The organism is Streptomyces sp. NPDC023541 (assembly GCF_055559995.1).
On record NZ_JBVHJO010000004.1, the window covers coordinates 173,227 to 190,579 of the forward strand.

Sequence of the window (17,353 nt, forward strand, 5' to 3'; positions counted from 1 at the left end):
CCTTACGGGCTGTGCTGACTTACAGGAAGTACAGGCGGTTGAGGGAGACCGATGCGGCGGCTTCGGAGCGCAGGGGTTCGCCGTCGAGGGAGACGAGCCCGCTGCGCGCGTCCACGTCGACCGCGCCGACCCGGGAGTTGAGGAGCAGGTCGCCGGGGCCGATGCCGCGGGTGCCGCGGACGGCGACGCGACGCCGGCGGGTCGGCATCTCGTCGCTGCCCAGGGCCGCCGCGGCGGCCGAGACGAAGGCGACGGAGATGTCGGCCGCGGTGGCCCCGTACGAGCCGAACTGCGGTCCGAGGACGAGGGGTTCACAGGTGTCGGTGGCGGCGTTGGGGTCGCCGGTGACGCCGTGGGCGGGGAAACCGGACTTCAGGACGAGCTGCGGTTTCGCGCCGAAGAACTGCGGCCGCCAGAGCACGATGTCGGCGAGCTTGCCGACCTCGATCGAACCGATCTCGTGCGCCAGACCGTGCGCGATCGCCGGATTGATCGTCAGCTTCGCCATGTAGCGCAGCACCCGGGCGTTGTCGTCGCCGTCGCCGTCGCCCTCCAGCGGGCCGAGTTCGCCCTTCATCTTCGCCGCCATCGCGAAGGTGCGCCGGATCGTCTCCCCGGCCCGGCCCATGCCCTGGGCGTCGGAGGAGGTGATCCCGATCGCGCCCAGGTCGTGCAGGACGTCCTCGGCGCCCATCGTCCCGGCCCGGATCCGGTCGCGCGCCATCGCGGCATCACCCGGCAGGTCCGGCTTGAGGTCGTGGACGGAGACGATCATCCCGTAGTGCTCGGCGACCGCGTCCCGCCCGAACGGCAGCGTGGGATTGGTCGAGGAGCCGATCACGTTCGGTACGCCCGCCATCTTCAGCACGTTCGGGACGTGTCCGCCGCCGCAGCCCTCGATGTGGAAGGCATGGATCGTGCGGCCCTCCAGCACCCTCAGCGTGTCCTCCACCGACAGGCACTCGTTCAGGCCGTCGGAGTGCAGGGCGACCTGCACGTCGTACTCCTCGGCCACCCGCAGCGCGGTGTCCAGGGCCCGGGTGTGCGCGCCCATGTCCTCGTGCACCTTGAAGCCCGAGGCGCCGCCCTCGGCGAGGGCCTCGACCAGCGGGGCCGCGTCGGAGGAGGAACCGCGGGCGAGGAAGCCGATGTTCACCGGCCACGCGTCGAAGGCGTTGAAGGCGTGCTTCAGGGCCCAGGGGGAGTTGACGCCGACGCCCCAGACCGGGCCGAACTCCTGGCCGATGACGGTGGTGACCCCCGCGGCGAGGGAGGCCTCCATGATGCGCGGGGACAGCAGGTGGACGTGGGTGTCCACGGCGCCGGCGGTGGCGATCAGGCCCTCGCCGGAGACGATCGAGGTTCCGGTGCCGACGACGACGTCGACGCCGTCGAGGGTGTCGGGGTTGCCGGCCCGGCCGATCGCGTGGATACGGCCCTCGCGGATGCCGATGGAGACCTTGCGGATACCGAGGACGGCGTCGATGACCAGGACATTGCTGATCACGACGTCGCAGGTGTCGCGGACCGCGGCCCCCTTCAGGTGCAGCCCGTCGCGGGCCGTCTTGCCGAAGCCCGCCAGGAACTCGTCCCCCGGCTTCTGCGCGTCCGACTCCACCCGCACCGTCAGCCCGGAATCGCCCAGCCGCACCCGGTCACCCGCCCGGGGACCGAACACGGCCGCGTACTCGTGCGGATCGATGTGCCGGCTGCCCGGCGCGCAGTGCGCACTGTGATCGGTGTGCGGGGTCTGCCTGCTCATGCCGTCGCCCCTTCCGGGCGGCCGTCTCCGCGTACGCCCAGGTAGCCGCAGGCCGCCGCGCGGCGCAGGGCCTCCTCCTTCGCCCCGGGGGCGTCGAGCGGGCCGTCGACCAGACCCGCGAAACCGATCGCGATCCGGTCGCCCCCGACGGGGACGAGGCCGACGTCGCCCTCGCCGTGCGGGTCGAACCGCACGGACGAGCCCGCCGGCACGCACAGCCTCATGCCGTAGGCCGCGGCGCGGTCGAAGTCCAGGCGCGGGTTCGCCTCGAAGAAGTGGAAGTGCGAGGTGACGCTCACGGGCACGTCGGCGGTGTTGCGCACGTGCAGGTGCAGCACCGGTTCCGGCTGCGGTACGCCGGGGCCGGGGACGACGGCGCCAGGGGCGTCGTCGCCGAGCGGCACCGCGCCCCGGACGGGGGACGAGACCACGGCGAGGCGGGATCCGTCGTCGAAAACGGCCTCCACGTGCACCTCGGTGACCACGTCGGCGACGCCGGGCAGGACGTCGTCCGGCCCGAGCACGCTGCGGGCCTCCTCGATGGCCTCGGCGAGCCGTTTGCCGTCACGCGCGGCCTCGCAGACCGTGTCCGCGATCAGCGCGGTGGCCTCCGGGACGTTGAGTTTCAGGCCACGAGCCCGCCGGGCCCTGGCCAGTTCCGCAGCGCTGCGGAGCAGCAGCCGGTCGCGCTCCGTAGGGGTCAGCCGCACGCCGATCCACCACCTCTTGAGTCGATGGGTTAGAGCATCACTCTAACTCTTCAATTCGTTGCGGGGAATCATTGACCTGGACGCAAGGCGTGAGCCACATTGAGTGTCGCTCAAACACAAGCGCAACCACCCCCCGCCCTGCCAAGGGAGTCCCCCATGCCCATCGAACAGCGCGGAGTCGACACCATCCCCGAGGAGGAGCGGACCAGCGGTCCCCGTGACCTGATATCGATCCTCCTCGGCTCCAACCTGTGCCTCGGTGTGATCGTCTTCGGCTGGCTGCCCCCCTCCTTCGGGCTGGGCCTGTGGCCCTCGGTCACGGCCATCGTGACCGGCACCCTCGTCGGCATCGCCTTCACCGCGCCGCTGGCGCTCGTCTCCCTGCGCACCGCGACCAACCTCTCCACCTCCAGCGGTGCGCAGTTCGGCGTGCGCGGACGCCTCGTGGGATCGGTGGTGGGGCTGTTGCTCTCGCTCGGCTACACCGCCCTCACGCTGTGGATCGGCGGCGACGTCATGGTCGGCACCCTCGCGCGGCTCACCGGGCTCCCGGACACCGGCCTCTCCCGGGCCGTGATGTACGGCCTGCTCGCCGCGTGTACCGTCGTCGCGGCCGTCTTCGGCTACCGGCTGCTGCTGCGCATGAGCAAGGTGCTGTCCATCGGCATGGTGGTGCTGCTGGCGGTCGGCGTCGTCGCCTACGCCCCGGACTTCACCACGGCCGCGCCGCCCGAGACCTCGTACCTGCTCGGCTCCTTCTGGCCGACGTGGCTGCTGGCCGCCGTCGCCGCCGGGCTCAGCGGGCCCGTCGCCTTCATCACCCTGCTGGGCGACTACACGCGCTACATCTCCCCGCGCCGCCACGGCTCGCGCAAGGTCCTGTGGGCCACCGCGTTCGGTCTGCTGATCGGCCTGCTGATCCCGCAGCTCTTCGGCACGTACACGGCGCTGGCCGCCCGGGCGGGCCTGGACTACGCCGGTCCGCTCGTCGAGGCGGCGCCGCTGTGGTACCTGGTGCCGCTGCTGGCCGCCGCCGCGGCCGGCTCGGTCGGCAACGCCGGGCTGATGCTCTACTCCATGGGCCTGGACCTCGACGCGATCGTCCCCCGCGCGACCCGCACCACGGCGACCGTGATCGCCGCCGTCGTCGCCACCGCATTCGTCTTCTTCGGGTCCTTCGAGTGGGACGTGCAGTCCGCGATGACCTCCTTCGTGCTGGTGCTGACCGCGATCGGCACCCCGTGGGCCGTGATCACCCTGATCGGCCACGTGCGCTGCCGGGGGCTCTACGACGCCGACGCGCTGCAGGTCTTCAACCGCCGCTCGGTGGGCGGGGTCTACTGGTACCGCTCCGGCTGGAACGTCGCGGCCACCGCTTCCTGGGCGGTCGGCGCGGTCGTCGGCCTGCTGGCTGTGACCACCCCCTTCTACGAGGGCCCGCTGCTGGCCCTCACCGGCGGCGTGGACTGCTCCTTCGTCCTCTCCGGCCTCACCGGCGGGCTCGTCCACACCGCGCTCACCGCCCGCCGCGCGCCCGCCCCGGCCCCGGTGGCCGCCGCCGAGGAGCCCGCGAACGCCTGAGCCCTCCCCCGTACGCGAGCGGGCCCGCACCCCGGGAGTTTCCGGAGTGCGGGCCCGTTCGTGTACGGGGGAGGGTCAGCCCAGGGGGTGCATCCAGCCGTGGGTGTCGGCGGCGTGGCCGGTCTGGAGCTCCAGCAGCGCCTTGCGCAGCCGCATGGTGACGGAGCCGGGCTCGCCGTCGCCCTGGATCCAGTTGGCGCCCTCGGACTTGACCGAGCCGACCGGGGTGATCACGGCGGCCGTACCGCAGGCGAACACCTCGGTGAGGGTGCCGTTGGCATTGTCGCGCTGCCAGTCCTCGGTGGTCAGGCGGCCCTCCTCGGCGGTGTAGCCGAGGTCGCGGGCGATGGTGAGGAGGGAGTCGCGGGTGATGCCGGGAAGGAGCGAGCCGGTGAGTTCGGGGGTGACGATGCGGTCGCCGTACACGAAGTACAGGTTCATCCCGCCCATCTCCTCGATCCAGCGGTGCTCGACGGCGTCGAGCCAGACCACCTGGTCGCAGCCGTGCGAGGCGGCCTGGGCCTGCGCGACCAGCGAGGCCGCGTAGTTGCCGCCGGTCTTGGCGGCGCCGGTGCCGCCCTTGACCGCGCGGACGTAGTCCTCGGAGAGCCAGACGGAGACGGGCTTGACGCCACCGGGGAAGTACGCGCCGGCGGGCGAGGCGATGACGATGAAGAGGAACTCGTTGGCCGGGCGGACGCCGAGGCCGACCTCGGAGGCGAACATGAACGGGCGCAGGTAGAGGGAGGCCTCGCCGGAGTCCGGCACCCAGGCGCGGTCCTGCTTGATCAGGGCGTCGCAGGCCTCGATGAAGAGCTCGACCGGCAGCTCCGGCATCGCCATGCGGCGCGCCGAGGCCTGGAAGCGCTCGGCATTGGCCTCGGGGCGGAAGGTGGCGACGGTGCCGTCGGGCTGGCGGTAGGCCTTGAGGCCCTCGAAGATCGTCTGCGCGTAGTGCAGGGTCATGTTCGCCGGGTCGATCGAGAGCGGCGCGTACGGGACCAGTTCGGCGTCGTGCCAGCCGCGTCCCTCGGTCCACTTGATCGTCACCATGTGGTCGGTGAAGTGGCGGCCGAAGCCGGGGCTGGCCAGGATCGCCTCGCGCTCCGCGTCGGACAGCGGGTTCGAGGAGGGCTTGAGCTCGATCGTGGGCGTCGTCATGAGTGCTTGTCCTTCACCGGTTGTGTATGGCGGACCGCGCTCACGGCGTACTAGGACGTCCGAGCTTCCCCGCATTCCGCGGCCTCGCGTTCGATTATCGCCCGCGGGCAGGCTTCGGAGAAGCGGGGGATTGCGGCCCAGGGAGATGGTGGCACCCGGGGCCGCACAGGAAAAGCCGCCAGGTCCCATTGTGACCCGGCGGCTTCCTGAGGTGGAGCGGCCGGGTCAGCCGGCTACTCGCGCGGCGAGGGCGTCGCCGATCGCGTCGGTGGAGCGGAAGGTCCCGTCGCGTTCCGCGAGGTCGGCGCAGACCGCGTCCTCGATCCGGACGGCCTCGGCCTCGTGGCCCAGGTGCCGCAGCAGGAGGGCGACGGAGAGGATCGTCGCGGTGGGGTCGGCCTTGCCGGTGCCGGCGATGTCCGGGGCCGAGCCGTGGACGGGCTCGAACATGGACGGGAAGGCGCCGGTCGGGTTGATGTTCCCGGAGGCGGCGAGGCCGATTCCGCCGGTGACGGCGGCGGCCAGGTCGGTGAGGATGTCACCGAAGAGGTTGTCCGTGACGATGACGTCGAAGCGCTCCGGCTGGGTGACGAAGAAGATCGTCGCCGCGTCGACGTGCAGGTAGTCGGTGGTGACCTCGGGGTACTCCTGGCCGACCTTGTCGAAGATGCTCTTCCACAGGTGACCCGCGTACACGAGGACGTTGTTCTTGTGGACCAGCGTCAGCTTCTTGCGGGGGCGGGAGTTGGCCCGCTCGTACGCGTCACGGACGACGCGCTCGACACCGTACGCGGTGTTGACGCTGACCTCGGTGGCCACCTCTGCGGGGGTACCGGTGCGCAGGCTGCCGCCGTTGCCGGTGTACGGGCCCTCGGTGCCCTCGCGGACGACGACGAAGTCGATGTCCGGGCGGCCCGCCAGCGGGGTGGCGGTGTTGGGGAACAGCTTCGACGGGCGCAGGTTGATGAAGTGGTCGAAGGCGAAGCGCAGCTTCAGCAGCAGGCCGCGCTCCAGCACGCCGGACGGGACCGAGGGGTCGCCGATGGCGCCCAGCAGGATCGCGTCGTGGTGCTTGAGGGCTTCGAGCTCCGCGTCCGGGAGGGTCTCGCCGGTGCGGTGCCAGCGCTGGGCGCCGAGATCGTATTGCCTGGTCTCCAGCTTCACATCCTGGGGCAGGACCGCGGTAAGGACCTTGAGTCCCTGAGCCACGACTTCCTGGCCGATGCCATCACCGGGGATCACTGCGAGATTGATGCTGGTCGACATGGCGAAACCGTACTCCGTGTCCAGCCCTCAGACATTTCACGTCCACCATGTGGACGTGAAATGTCCCGGACCTGCGTTGTCTCAGTGGCCGGTCGAGCCGCCGTTGTCACGGCGGTCGAGGGCTCGCTGCAGGGCCGCGGCGGCGTTCTTGCGCTCGTCGGCCGAGGCGGAGGCGTGGCGGACGCGGCGGGCGGTGGTGGTTGCGGTCATGGTGATCGACTCCTTGAGATCACGGCGTGGCGGGGCCACGGATGAGGGGTTCCTTCAAGGCGCCGGAAGAGGCGGGGAGCAGTGCGCCGCAGGGGTTGCCTGCCAGGGGCGCGCGCTCTCGACCGCCATTCGCCTGATCGGCGAGACGTTCGGCTTCTACAAAGCTAGGCCAGGTCCAGCTGTATGTCTCGGCAATTACTCGGACTTCCTACTATCTGAGACGGGAATCCCCGCGAAACGCGTCGCCCCGAGGCTCCGTTTCATCCCCTCTCGGAGCGGAGTTCCCTGATCAGAGCCCTGACGATGTGGGTTGCGGCGGCTTCCGCCGTAGTGACGTACCCCACCTGCCTCACCGGCCCCTCCGGGCCCAGACCGGTGATTTCCACCGCCTCGGTCGCATCCCGCAGGGACAGCTCCGGCATGATCGCCATGCCGAGACCGCGGCCGACCATGGTCAGCACCATCGCGTCGTCCTCCGCCTTGACCGTGGCCCGCGGGATCCAGTCCTGGGCCCGCCACCAGGCACGGGTGTAGGAGCCGCAGTTCTCGTCCCAGTCCATGAGGGGCAGCGACCTCGGGTCGGGGTGCCCGGCCGGGTGGACCAGGTGGTACGCCTCCCGTGCGAGCACTCCGGTCAGCAGGCCGGGCGGCGCCGCGTCCTGCGGGCCGCCCAGGGTGGCGATGCCCAGGTCCGCACGGCCCGCCGCCACTTCCCCGGCCGTGCCGGCGCCGATCTCGCGCACCACGCGGACCTCGGGACGGATCCCCGGGTGGCGGGCGGTCAGCCGTTCCAGGGCGGGTGGCAGCAGGTGCAGGGCGGCACTGCGGAAGGCCGCGATCCGCAGCACGCCCCGGAGCGTGTCGCGGCCCCCGGCCCGGCCCGCGCCGCGCGCCTCCGCGCGCATGGCCTCGTACATCCGCAGGATGCGGCGGGCGTGGCCTACCGCCCGCTCCCCCGCCGGCGTGGGCAGGGCCCCGGACCGCCCCCGCTCGAAGAGCACCGCGCCGAGCTTGGCCTCGCTGCCGCGCACCGAGTGGGACACGGCCGACTGGGTGAGGCCGAGCGCCGCGGCGGCCGCGGAGAAGCCGCCCGCTTCGGCGACGGCGACCAGGATCCGCAGTTCCTGCGGGAGGAGATCGGACACCGGGGCCCCCACCTCGTTGTATGAGTGTCGTTCATGGATGAGTGACTTCCATGAACCCAACTCCCTGCCCGGCCCGGTGATTCCTTCCTAGCGTCGGGCCATGACCACGCACACCGCTCACGCCGTCCACCAGATCGCCCGCCCCGACGGCTTCCCCGCCGCCACCGACTTCGCCCACGTCTCCTCCCCGGTCCCCGAGCCGGGGCCCGGCACCGCCCTGGTGGAGAACCTGCTGCTCTCCGTGGACCCGTACCACCGCGGCCTGATGGACGGCGGCGAGGGCGGCTTCGAGCTGAACACCCCGCTGGAGGGCCGCTCGGTGGGCCGCGTGATCGCCTCCCGCGACCCGGGGTTGCGCGAGGGCGACCTGGTCTTCCACCGCGAGGGATGGCGCACGCACGCCCTCGTCACCCTCGGCGAGGCCGGTACCCGCAAGCTGCGCGGCCACGCGGGCGTCCCGCTGGAGGCATACCTCTCGATCCTCGGCGGCACCGGCCTGACGGCGTACGCCGCCCTGACGCGGACCGCGGCGCTCCGGGAGGGCGAGGACCTGTTCGTCTCCGCCGCCGCGGGCGGGGTGGGCACCGCCACGGGGCACATCGCGCGGCTGCTGGGCGCCCGGCGGATCGTCGGCAGCGCCGGCTCGGCGGCGAAGGTCCGCCACCTCACCGAAGTCCTCGGCTTCGACGCGGCGTTCGACTACCACGACGGACCGGTCGGCGGGCAGCTCGCGAAGGCCGCCCCCGAGGGCATCGACGTCTACGTGGACAACGTGGGCGGCGAGCACCTGGAGGGCGCGATCGGCGCACTGCGCGAGTTCGGGCGGATCGCCTGGGTCGGCGCCGTCTCGACCTACAACGGCGACCGCTCCCCCGCCGCGCCCCGCAACCTCTTCGAGGTCGTGCACAAGTCGCTGCGCCTGGAGGGTGTACTGGTCCGCCATCACACCGGTCTGCAGGACGAGTTGGAGGACTTCCTCGTCCCGCATCTGCGCAGTGGCCGGATCGGTACCGACACCACCGTTGTGCAGGGGTTCGAGCACACGGTGGATGCCTTCCGGGGCATGCTCCGCGGGGACAACGTGGGCAAGATGCTGGTGCGGATCAGCGTCTGATTCCGGCCACCCCGACGTTCACGGTGGAGCCCGGGACCGGCAAGGCGGCCATCTGGTTCAAGATGACGGACTCCTCCGCCTCGCCCGTGGCCTTCACGATCCTGGCCCGCCTCCGACGGCTCCTGGTCGCGCCGCTGAACGAGCCACATCGAGACGGCCCGGGTGTCCTAGAGGACGTCCCCGTCGCGCCAGTCGAAGTCGAGCGGTGCGGCGGGGTCCAGCCGGACGCCGCCGGGCGGTGTCCACACATAGGTGGAGCCCTCCTCCTCGGGCAGCCGCACCGGCCCGACCGGCGAGAGCGCGCCCACCCGGCCCGGCCACACCGACCAGCCGCGGGCGAGGTAGAGCCCGGCCCCCTCCTCGGACGCCGAGAGCGCGCCGAGCTCGTAGGCGCCCGCGACGACCTCCTCCAGGCGGGCCATCACCCGCCCGCCGAGGCCCTGGCGCCGCAGGTCGGCCCGTACGGCCACGGCCTCGACGTACCCGGTGCGCAGGGCGCGTCCGCGGTGCACGACCCGCCGCTGCACGACGCTGCCGTGGGCGACGAGCCGGCCGTCGACGCCGATCACCACGTGCATCCCGCCGAGCGCGTGCTCGAAGTCCTCGTCGGCGAAGTCCCCTTCGAAGGCGTCGTCGAGCAGGGACCTGATCGCCCGGAGCTCGTCCGCGGTCAGTTGCGAGGTGTGCGCGGTCAGCGTGTCCATCAATGCTCCAGCCAGTCGGTGTACCAGGGGGTCCGGCAGTCGGGGCTCTCGGGCACGCAGGTACCGGAGTCCTGGGCCGGGTGCCGGACCTGACCGGCCGGCGGCCCGCCTGAGGATCAGCCTCGAATACATGCCGCGCCCCTGCTCGGGCGCGGCCAGCCGGCCCGGGCCGCGGTCGTCCTCCCACTCGCCGGCCACCGCCCGGTCCTCGTCGGCCTCGGGCGCGGGGCGGTCAGCGGCATCAGGCCGTGCTCGGGGCCCGCGGTGCCGTCGCCGACCGCCGTGACGAACGTCCGGTACTCCTCGGGCAGCCCGATGCCGTGCTCCGTCTCGAAGGCCCGGATCTCCGCCTCCGGCAGCGGCGGCGGCAGTGCGTAGCGGAAGGCTCTTCGCCCGCAGCCGTGCCCTCACCACGTCCGCGCCCGCGCCCCCGCCCGCGCCCCAGTCGCTCATCCCGCGACCGTACCAAGGACCGCATTGCGGACGCCGAACGCCGAACACCGGCCGCCATCGGCCGAAGCGGCTCTAGCGGTCTGGACCAATCCGTCGGCAGACTCGGCCCATGTCGCCCGATACCCAGCAGTGGACCCCCACCCACGGCCAGCCGTACCGCCCCACCGCCTACCGGCCCGAGCGGCTGCCGCAGCACGAATCGCTCGCGCGGGCCGCCGAGTTGCGGGCCAGGATGGAGGAGCGGCGGACCGTACGCCACTTCTCCCCCGACCCGGTGCCCGAGCAGGTCGTCCGGGACGCCATCGCGTGCGCGGCGACGGCGCCGTCCGGGGCGCACCAGCAGCCGTGGACCTTCGTCCTGGTCAAGGACCCGGCCGTTCGCGGGCAGATCCGCGCGGCGGCGGAACAGGAGGAGGAGCTCTCCTACGACGGCCGCCTCGGCGACGAATGGCTGGCGGCCCTGCGCCCGCTCGGCACGGACGCCGTGAAGACCCACCTGACCGACGCCCCCGCGCTGATCGTGGTCTTCCAGCAGCGGTACTGGCTCGGCCCGGACGGCACCAAGCGCAAGCACTACTACGTGGACGAGTCGGTCGGCATCGCGGTCGGCATGCTCCTGTCCGCCCTGCACCTGAGCGGCCTCGCCGCGCTGATCCACACGCCGAGCCCGATGCGCTTCCTGGGGCAGGTCCTGGACCGCCCGGCGAACGAAAAGGCCTTCGCGGTCATCCCGGTCGGCTACCCGGCGGACGACTGCGTGGTCCCGGACCTGGTGCGCAAGTCCCTCGACCAGGTCGTCGTGGAGGTGTGACGCCCTCCCCGGCGGGCTGCTCCGGGGGCGGCCCGGACGGCCCGCCGCCGTGGGCTTCCGCGTACCGCGGCCCTCCCCCGCAGGTGGGTCAGGATCCAGCTGCGCCCCGCCGGGACGATGCGCAGCCCTGGCACCCCGCGGAGTCCGCCGTAGTACTCGTCGATGCGAGGCAGCACCGTGGAGAGGACCCGGTCCGCCATGGCCGGGTGCAGGCCGAGGGACAGTCCGGTCCGGCCGGCCGGGCGGAGGTGAACCGATACGTCTCCCCGGGCGCCGGTCCCGGTACGGGCGCGTAGAGGTTGCGTATCTCCCAGCGGTCTGTCCCACCACGTACGGGAACTCGTCAGAGCCCTTGGCTCCCCCAGGTCACCGGGACCGGGTATCGGAGCTGGTCGCCGTACGCGACAACTGGGCCCAGGCTAGCAGCAGTTGCCCGGCCGGGAAATGGATACCGCCCCCGCTCCGGACTTGGGGGTACCGGAACGGGGGCGGGGTTCAGCAGGGGGCCGGAGGTCAGCCCATGTGGGGGTAGCCGTACTCGGTCGGCGGGACCAGGGTCTCCTTGATGGAGCGGGTCGAGGTCCAGCGGAGCAGGTTGGACGCGGCGCCGGCCTTGTCGTTGGTGCCCGAGGCGCGGCCGCCGCCGAAGGGCTGCTGGCCGACGACGGCGCCGGTGGACTTGTCGTTGATGTAGAAGTTGCCCGCCGCGAAGCGGAGCTTCTCCATCGCGTCCGCCGCCGCGTAGCGGTCCGCGGCGATGATCGAGCCGGTCAGGGCGTACGCCGAGACGGACTCCATCTGCGCCAGCATGGCCTCGTAGTTGTCGTCCTCGTAGACGTGGATCGCCAGGATCGGGCCGAAGTACTCGGTCGTGAAGACCTCGTTCTCCGGGTCGCTGCACACGATGACGGTCGGGCGGACGAAGTAGCCCTCCGAGTCGTCGTAGGTGCCGCCGGCGACGATCTCGCAGGTCGGGTCGGCCTTGGCGCGGTCGATCGCGGCCTTGTTCTTCGCGAAGGACCGGTCGTCGATGACGGCGCCGATGAAGTTGGTCAGGTCGGTGACCGGGCCCATGGTGATGCCGTCGACCTCGGCCGCGAAGGCCTCCTTGAAGCCGTCGTTCCAGATCGAGGCCGGGACGTAGGCGCGCGAGGACGCCGAGCACTTCTGGCCCTGGAACTCGAAGGAGCCGCGGGTCAGAGCGGTCTTCAGGATCGCGCGGTCCGCGGACGGGTGCGCGACGACGAAGTCCTTGCCGCCGGTCTCGCCGACCAGGCGCGGGTAGGACTTGTACTTCTCGATGTTGTTGCCGACCGTCTTCCACAGGTGCTGGAAGGTCTTGGTCGAGCCGGTGAAGTGGATGCCGGCCAGCTCGGGGTGGTTCAGGGCCACCTCGGAGACGGCGATGCCGTCGCCCGTCACCAGGTTGATGACGCCCTTGGGCAGGCCGGCCTCCTCCAGGAGCTCCATGAGGAGGACCGCGGAGTGGGTCTGCGTCGGGGACGGCTTCCACAGGACCACGTTGCCCATCAGGGCGGGAGCGGTCGGCAGGTTGCCGGCGATGGCCGTGAAGTTGAACGGCGTGATCGCGTAGACGAAGCCCTCGAGCGGGCGGTGGTCGCTGCGGTTCCACACGCCGGCGGAGTTCGCGACCGGCTGCTCGGCCAGGATCTGGCGGGCGAAGTGGACGTTGAAGCGCCAGAAGTCGACGAGCTCGCACGGGGTGTCGATCTCCGCCTGCTGGGCGGTCTTCGACTGGCCCAGCATGGTGGAGGCGGCGAGCTTCTCGCGCCACGGGCCGGACAGCAGCTCGGCGGCGCGCAGGATGATCGCGGCGCGGTCGTCGAAGGACATGGCGCGCCAGGCCGGGGCGGCGGCCAGGGCGGCGTCGATCGCCTCCTGCGCGTCGGCCTCGGTGGCGTTGGCGTAGGTGCCGAGCACGGACTTGTGGTCGTGCGGCTGGACCACGTCGAAACGCTCGCCGCCGCCCATCCGCTTGACGCCGTTGATCGTCATCGGAAGGTCGATCGGGTTCTCGGACAGCTGCTTGAGCTGCTCTTCGAGGCGCGTGCGCTCCGGGGTGCCGGGGGCGTACGAGTGGACCGGCTCGTTGACCGGAGCGGGGACCTGGGTCACAGCATCCATGGGGGTGGTAACTCCTTGACCTGGTTCTTGGCTAGTTCTTGGTGATCATCGAGCGGACGAAGAAGAGCAGGTTGGCCGGCTTCTCCGCGAGGCGGCGCATGAAGTAGCCGTACCAGTCCGTCCCGTACGCGGTGTAGACGCGCATGCGGTGGCCCTCGGCGGCGAGCCGCAGGTGCTCCTCGCTGCGGATGCCGTACAGCATCTGGAATTCGTACTCGTCCAGTTTGCGCCCGGCCTTGCGGGCGAGCTCCTGGCCGATGGCGATGAGGCGCGGGTCGTGGGACCCGATCATCGGGTAGCCCTCGCCGTCCATCAGGATCTTCAGGATGCGGACGTACGCCTTGTCGATCTCCGCCTTGTCCTGGTAGGCGACCTCGGCGGGCTCCTTGTAGGCGCCCTTGACGATGCGCACGCGGCTGCCGTCGGCGGCCAGGCGGCGGGCGTCGGCCTCGGTGCGGAAGAGGTACGCCTGGATCACGCAGCCGGTCTGCGGGAAGTCCTTGCGCAGCTCCTCGTGGATGGCGAACATCGAGTCGAGGGTGGTGTGGTCCTCGGCGTCCAGCGTCACGGTCGTGCCGATGGCGGCGGCCGCCTCGACGACCGGGCGGACGTTGGCGAGGGCCAGCTCGTGGCCGCCCTCCAGCGCCTGGCCGAACATGGACAGCTTCACGGACATCTCGGCCTTCTCGCCGAGGCCGAGCTCCGCGAGGCGCTCGATGAGCTGGAGGTAGGCGTCACGGGCGGCGTGCGACTGCGCCACCTCGGTGATGTCCTCGCCCACGACGTCGAGGGTGACCTCCAGGCCCTTGCCCGTGAGGTCCTCGACGATCGGGATGACCTGGTCGACGGTCTCGCCGGGGATGAACCGGTTCACCACGGGCTTGGTCACCGGGGCGGCCGAGACGATACGACGCATCTTGTCGCTGCGCGAAGCGGCGAGGATCACGGGACCCAGCACGGGGCACCTCCAGCGGGTGGCAGAAGAAAAGCGCAAGTAAAACCACCGTGAAACCTAAGGATCGCTTTGATCCTCTGCCATCGACAGCTGTCACGCATCCGTGTCCGCGATCTCATACATCTGTCTGAAGAGCGGGGCCGCGGGTGGGAGAATGGCCGGGTGAAGGGCGATTACCAGGACCTGGTGGACGAGATCTCGGCGCTCCTCGGCGCCCCGGCGACCCTGGAGAACCGGGACTTCCGCCTCATCGCCTTCGGTGCCCACGACAGCGACGACGATCTCGCGATGGACCCGGTCCGCACCCGATCGATCCTGACCCGGCAGTCGACGGCGGACGTCCGGTCCTGGTTCGAGGGCTTCGGCATCGCCCGCGCCACCGGCCCCGTCCGCATCCCGGCGGCCCCCGACGCCGGGGTGTTCCGGGGGCGGATCTGCCTGCCGGTGCGCCACCGGGGCATCGTGCAGGGCTACGTGTGGCTGCTCGACCAGGAGCCCGGCGCGCCGGGTCCGGAGCCGGCGGCGCTGGACGCGGCCATGGAGGTGGCCCAGCGGATCGGGGTGCTGCTCGCCGAGGAGGCGAAAGCGGGGGCGGACCTGTCGCGGGAGTTCCGGGCGGTGCTCACTGCCGGGCGGGGGTGGCAGCAGGACATGGCGGTGGCGGCGCTGCGGGCCGCCCTCGGGCCGGGCGGGGACGGCCTGCACGCGGCGGTGTGCGTGGCGCCGTGGCCCGGCGAGGCTCCGGCGTCCGTGCCGGGCGCGGCGGCCGTGTGCCTCGTACCCCGGCGTAGCGGCGCGGGCGAGCCGGGCGACGCGCCGGGTGCCGGACCGGCGGGCGCGGGCCCGGCCCTGGCGGTACTGCTCCGGCTGCGGTCGACGGACGCACTGTCTCCGGCATTGACGGCGGTGGCACGGCTGCTGCCGCGCACGGCGGAACCGGCGGCGGCCACGGCGGCCGGCGCGGGCACCGCGGGATCGCGGGCGCAGGGGGCGGCCGGCGCGGGAGCGGCTACGCGGGCAGCGGGGTCGGGGGGCTCGGCGGGCTCGGCGGGCGCCGCTCCGGCCGGGCCCCCGGGCGGCGCGCACCGGATGACCGCGGGGGTCGCCGACCCCGTCCGCGGCCTCGCCGAACTGCCCGCCGCCTGGGAGCAGGCCGTCGCCGCGGCCCGCGCGGCCGTCGCCGAACCGCGGCTCGGCCCGGTCGCCCAGTGGTCGCAGATCGGCCCGTACCGGCTGCTGGCGAGCCTGGCCTCCGACCCGGTGGACGACCCGGCGGCCCGGACCCTGCTCTCCCCGGCCCACCGCGAACTCGCCCGCACCGCCGAGGTGTTCCTGGACTGCGCCGGCCAGGCGGGCCGCGCCGCCGCCGCTCTCGGCATCCACCGCCAGACCCTCTACTACCGCCTCGGCCGCGTGGAGCAGCTCACCGGCCTCGACCTGGACGCGGGCGAGGACCGCCTGCTGCTCCACATGGCCCTCAAGGCCTCCCGCCTGGCCTGAGGGTAATCCCCGAGCCCGTCTCGGGGCTGTCCCCGATGCCCCGGTGGCCGCCGGCCCCCTACCGTCGCGAACAGCGCCGGCCGCCCGGTCCGCGGGCCCCGTCCGCACCGGCCGGTGCGCTACGGAGGCCCCGATGAAGGCGATCGTCCAGGACCGGTACGGCTCCCCCGCCGTACTGGAGTTGAGGGAGGTCGAGCGGCCCCCGGTCGGCGACCGGGAGGTGCTCGTACGGGTCCACGCGGCCGCGGTCAACGCGCGCGACTGGCACCTCATGCGGGGGGACCCGTACCTGGCCCGGCCGGCGCTGGGCCTGCGCGGCCCGAAGGTGCGCATCAGGGGCACGGACTTCGCGGGCCGGGTGGAGGCGGTGGGCAGGGGCGTGACCCGGCTGCGCCCGGGCGACGAGGTGTTCGGCGAGGCCGAGGGGGCCTTCGCCGAGTACGTGTGCGCCCCGGAGGACGCGGTGGAGCCGATGCCCGCGAACCTTTCGTTCGAGCAGGCGGCCGCGGTCCCGCTGGCGGGGAACACCGCCCTCATGGGGCTGCGCGACCTGGGGCGCGTGCGGCCGGGCCAGCGGGTCCTGGTCAACGGTGCGTCAGGCGGGGTCGGGACCTTCGCCGTTCAGATCGCCAAGGCGTTCGGGGCGGAGGTGACCGGCGTGTGCGGCACGAGGAACACGGAGCTGGTGCGTTCCCTGGGCGCCGACCACGTCGTCGACTACTCACGCGAGGACTTCACCCGCGCCGGCCGGCGCTACGACCTCGTCTTCGACCTGGTGGGCAACCGGTCGCTCGCCGAGTGCCGCCGCGCCCTGACGACCGGGGGCACGCTGGTGCTCTCGGGCGGAGGCGTGTCCGAAGGGGGCACTCTGGTGGGGCCGATGGCCCTGCTGGTGAAGGGCCGGGCGCTCGCCCCCTTCGTCCGCCACCGACTGCTCGTCCTCACGGCGACGCCGGACCACCGGAACCTGGCGGTGCTCCGCGAGCTCATCGAGTCCGGCCGCCTCACCCCGGCCGTGGACCGCACCCACCCCCTGCACGAGGTGCCCGAGGCCATCAGGTACCTGGAGGTCGAACACGCCCGCGCGAAGGTGGTCATCACGCTGTAGCCGAAGACGTGCGGGTCCGGCCGCGGCTCCGGGCCAGGGCCGGATCCGGGGCGCTGTCACATCCGGGGGCGCGGCCAGATCGGGGGCCGCTGTCAGGTCCGGGGCCGCGTCCGGGTCGGCTGCGGCTACGTCCGCGGGCGGGTCATCGCCTCGGCGGCCCGGCGCATGCCCTCGGTGAACTCCTCGGCCGTGGCCGCCGACTCCGGGTCGAAGAGCCACTGGATCATCAGCCCGTTGAGCAGCGCCTGGTAGAAGGAGCCCAGGGTCCGCACGTCCCGCTGGTCGAGCTGGTCCTCCGGGGTGCCGGTCAGCATCGAGATCAACCCGCGGCGCCCCTCGGCCTGTGATGCCGCGAGCATCGCCCGCAGCTCGGGCCGCTGGTCCCGGCCGAGCGCGACCTCCAGGCCGGCCGCCCAGACGGGCGCGGACTTCTCGTGCTGCCCGAGGACCCCTTCCCAGAGCGCGCGGAAACGCTCCAGCGACCCGCCCTCACCGTCCAGGCCGTCGTGGAAGACCGCCCCCCACTCCTCCATGAGGCCGATGAAAGCCTCGGTGAGCAGCGCGTCCTTCGAACCGTAGTGGTAGCCGATGGACGCCAGGTTCGTCCCCGACGCGCTGACGATGTCGCGCGCGGTGGTGCGTACGAACCCCTTCTCCACCAGGCACTTCTTGGCGCCTTCGAGCAGATCTTCGCGATGTCCCATGGCCTCACCGTAGCAAGACAACCG

The 17,353-nt window shown here is 72.3% G+C and carries 16 protein-coding genes; 5 read left to right on the top strand and 11 right to left on the bottom strand.

All coding sequences use genetic code 11. The annotated features are described in order from the left end of the window. Nucleotides 1-19: 19 nt before the first annotated feature. Both ACZ3X1_RS11390 and ureA read right to left on the bottom strand, forming a co-directional pair. On the bottom strand, nucleotides 20-1,762 hold the full coding sequence (locus tag ACZ3X1_RS11390) for an urease subunit alpha (protein ID WP_390076125.1): 1,743 nt from the start codon (nucleotides 1,760-1,762) through the stop codon (nucleotides 20-22). Then, on the bottom strand, nucleotides 1,759-2,472 hold the full coding sequence (gene ureA, locus ACZ3X1_RS11395; RefSeq protein ID WP_356810573.1) for an urease subunit gamma: 714 nt from the start codon (nucleotides 2,470-2,472) through the stop codon (nucleotides 1,759-1,761). The genes ACZ3X1_RS11390 and ureA overlap by 4 nt, the downstream gene beginning before the upstream one ends. 156 nt (nucleotides 2,473-2,628) lie before the next feature. Here ureA and ACZ3X1_RS11400 point away from each other — a divergent pair, with 156 nt between their 5' ends. After that, on the top strand, nucleotides 2,629-4,053 hold the full coding sequence (locus ACZ3X1_RS11400; protein ID WP_467278823.1) for a cytosine permease: 1,425 nt from the start codon (nucleotides 2,629-2,631) through the stop codon (nucleotides 4,051-4,053). 75 nt (nucleotides 4,054-4,128) lie between these two features. Here the strand turns inward: ACZ3X1_RS11400 and ACZ3X1_RS11405 are convergent, their stop codons facing one another. From ACZ3X1_RS11405 to ACZ3X1_RS11420, 4 genes are all read right to left on the bottom strand, one after another. Beyond that, on the bottom strand, nucleotides 4,129-5,214 hold the full coding sequence (locus tag ACZ3X1_RS11405) for a branched-chain amino acid aminotransferase (RefSeq protein WP_391697506.1): 1,086 nt from the start codon (nucleotides 5,212-5,214) through the stop codon (nucleotides 4,129-4,131). 225 nt (nucleotides 5,215-5,439) lie between these two features. Beyond that, nucleotides 5,440-6,480 (bottom strand): 3-isopropylmalate dehydrogenase, encoded by a 1,041-nt coding sequence (locus ACZ3X1_RS11410; protein ID WP_356810576.1) that lies wholly within the window; start codon nucleotides 6,478-6,480, stop codon nucleotides 5,440-5,442. 81 nt (nucleotides 6,481-6,561) lie between these two features. Further along, entirely contained in the window at nucleotides 6,562-6,690 is a 129-nt protein-coding gene (locus tag ACZ3X1_RS11415; RefSeq protein WP_258054012.1) for a hypothetical protein, read from the bottom strand. 260 nt (nucleotides 6,691-6,950) lie between these two features. Further along, nucleotides 6,951-7,835, bottom strand: coding sequence for a LysR family transcriptional regulator (locus tag ACZ3X1_RS11420; RefSeq protein ID WP_467278826.1), 885 nt, complete (start codon nucleotides 7,833-7,835; stop codon nucleotides 6,951-6,953). 100 nt (nucleotides 7,836-7,935) lie between these two features. Here ACZ3X1_RS11420 and ACZ3X1_RS11425 point away from each other — a divergent pair, with 100 nt between their 5' ends. Further along, nucleotides 7,936-8,949, top strand: a complete 1,014-nt coding sequence (locus ACZ3X1_RS11425) for an NADP-dependent oxidoreductase (RefSeq protein WP_467278828.1) — start codon at nucleotides 7,936-7,938, stop codon at nucleotides 8,947-8,949. Nucleotides 8,950-9,116: 167 nt separating this feature from the next. On the opposite strand, the gene ACZ3X1_RS11430 is transcribed toward ACZ3X1_RS11425, so the two are convergent. Both ACZ3X1_RS11430 and ACZ3X1_RS11435 read right to left on the bottom strand, forming a co-directional pair. After that, nucleotides 9,117-9,653 carry a GNAT family N-acetyltransferase gene (locus tag ACZ3X1_RS11430; RefSeq protein ID WP_467278831.1) on the bottom strand — a complete coding sequence of 179 codons (537 nt, stop codon included), beginning with the start codon at nucleotides 9,651-9,653 and terminating at the stop codon, nucleotides 9,117-9,119. 116 nt (nucleotides 9,654-9,769) lie between these two features. Further along, nucleotides 9,770-10,024 (bottom strand): SMI1/KNR4 family protein, encoded by a 255-nt coding sequence (locus ACZ3X1_RS11435; RefSeq protein WP_467279507.1) that lies wholly within the window; start codon nucleotides 10,022-10,024, stop codon nucleotides 9,770-9,772. Between the two features lie 191 nt (nucleotides 10,025-10,215). Between ACZ3X1_RS11435 and ACZ3X1_RS11440 the strand changes: the two genes are divergently transcribed. Beyond that, nucleotides 10,216-10,917 carry a nitroreductase family protein gene (locus ACZ3X1_RS11440; protein ID WP_467278833.1) on the top strand — a complete coding sequence of 234 codons (702 nt, stop codon included), beginning with the start codon at nucleotides 10,216-10,218 and terminating at the stop codon, nucleotides 10,915-10,917. 513 nt (nucleotides 10,918-11,430) lie between these two features. On the opposite strand, the gene pruA is transcribed toward ACZ3X1_RS11440, so the two are convergent. Further along, entirely contained in the window at nucleotides 11,431-13,062 is a 1,632-nt protein-coding gene (gene pruA / locus ACZ3X1_RS11445; RefSeq protein ID WP_356810582.1) for an L-glutamate gamma-semialdehyde dehydrogenase, read from the bottom strand. 31 nt (nucleotides 13,063-13,093) lie between these two features. Next, nucleotides 13,094-14,020, bottom strand: coding sequence for a proline dehydrogenase family protein (locus ACZ3X1_RS11450; protein WP_356810583.1), 927 nt, complete (start codon nucleotides 14,018-14,020; stop codon nucleotides 13,094-13,096). Between the two features lie 159 nt (nucleotides 14,021-14,179). Between ACZ3X1_RS11450 and ACZ3X1_RS11455 the strand changes: the two genes are divergently transcribed. Next, nucleotides 14,180-15,517, top strand: coding sequence for a PucR family transcriptional regulator (locus ACZ3X1_RS11455; protein ID WP_467278837.1), 1,338 nt, complete (start codon nucleotides 14,180-14,182; stop codon nucleotides 15,515-15,517). A gap of 133 nt (nucleotides 15,518-15,650) precedes the next feature. Then, entirely contained in the window at nucleotides 15,651-16,625 is a 975-nt protein-coding gene (locus ACZ3X1_RS11460; protein WP_467278839.1) for an NAD(P)-dependent alcohol dehydrogenase, read from the top strand. A gap of 125 nt (nucleotides 16,626-16,750) precedes the next feature. Here the strand turns inward: ACZ3X1_RS11460 and ACZ3X1_RS11465 are convergent, their stop codons facing one another. Then, the gene (locus ACZ3X1_RS11465) at nucleotides 16,751-17,329 is read right to left on the bottom strand and encodes a TetR/AcrR family transcriptional regulator (protein ID WP_467278842.1); all 579 of its coding nucleotides are present in this window, start codon (nucleotides 17,327-17,329) and stop codon (nucleotides 16,751-16,753) included. Nucleotides 17,330-17,353: the final 24 nt, after the last annotated feature.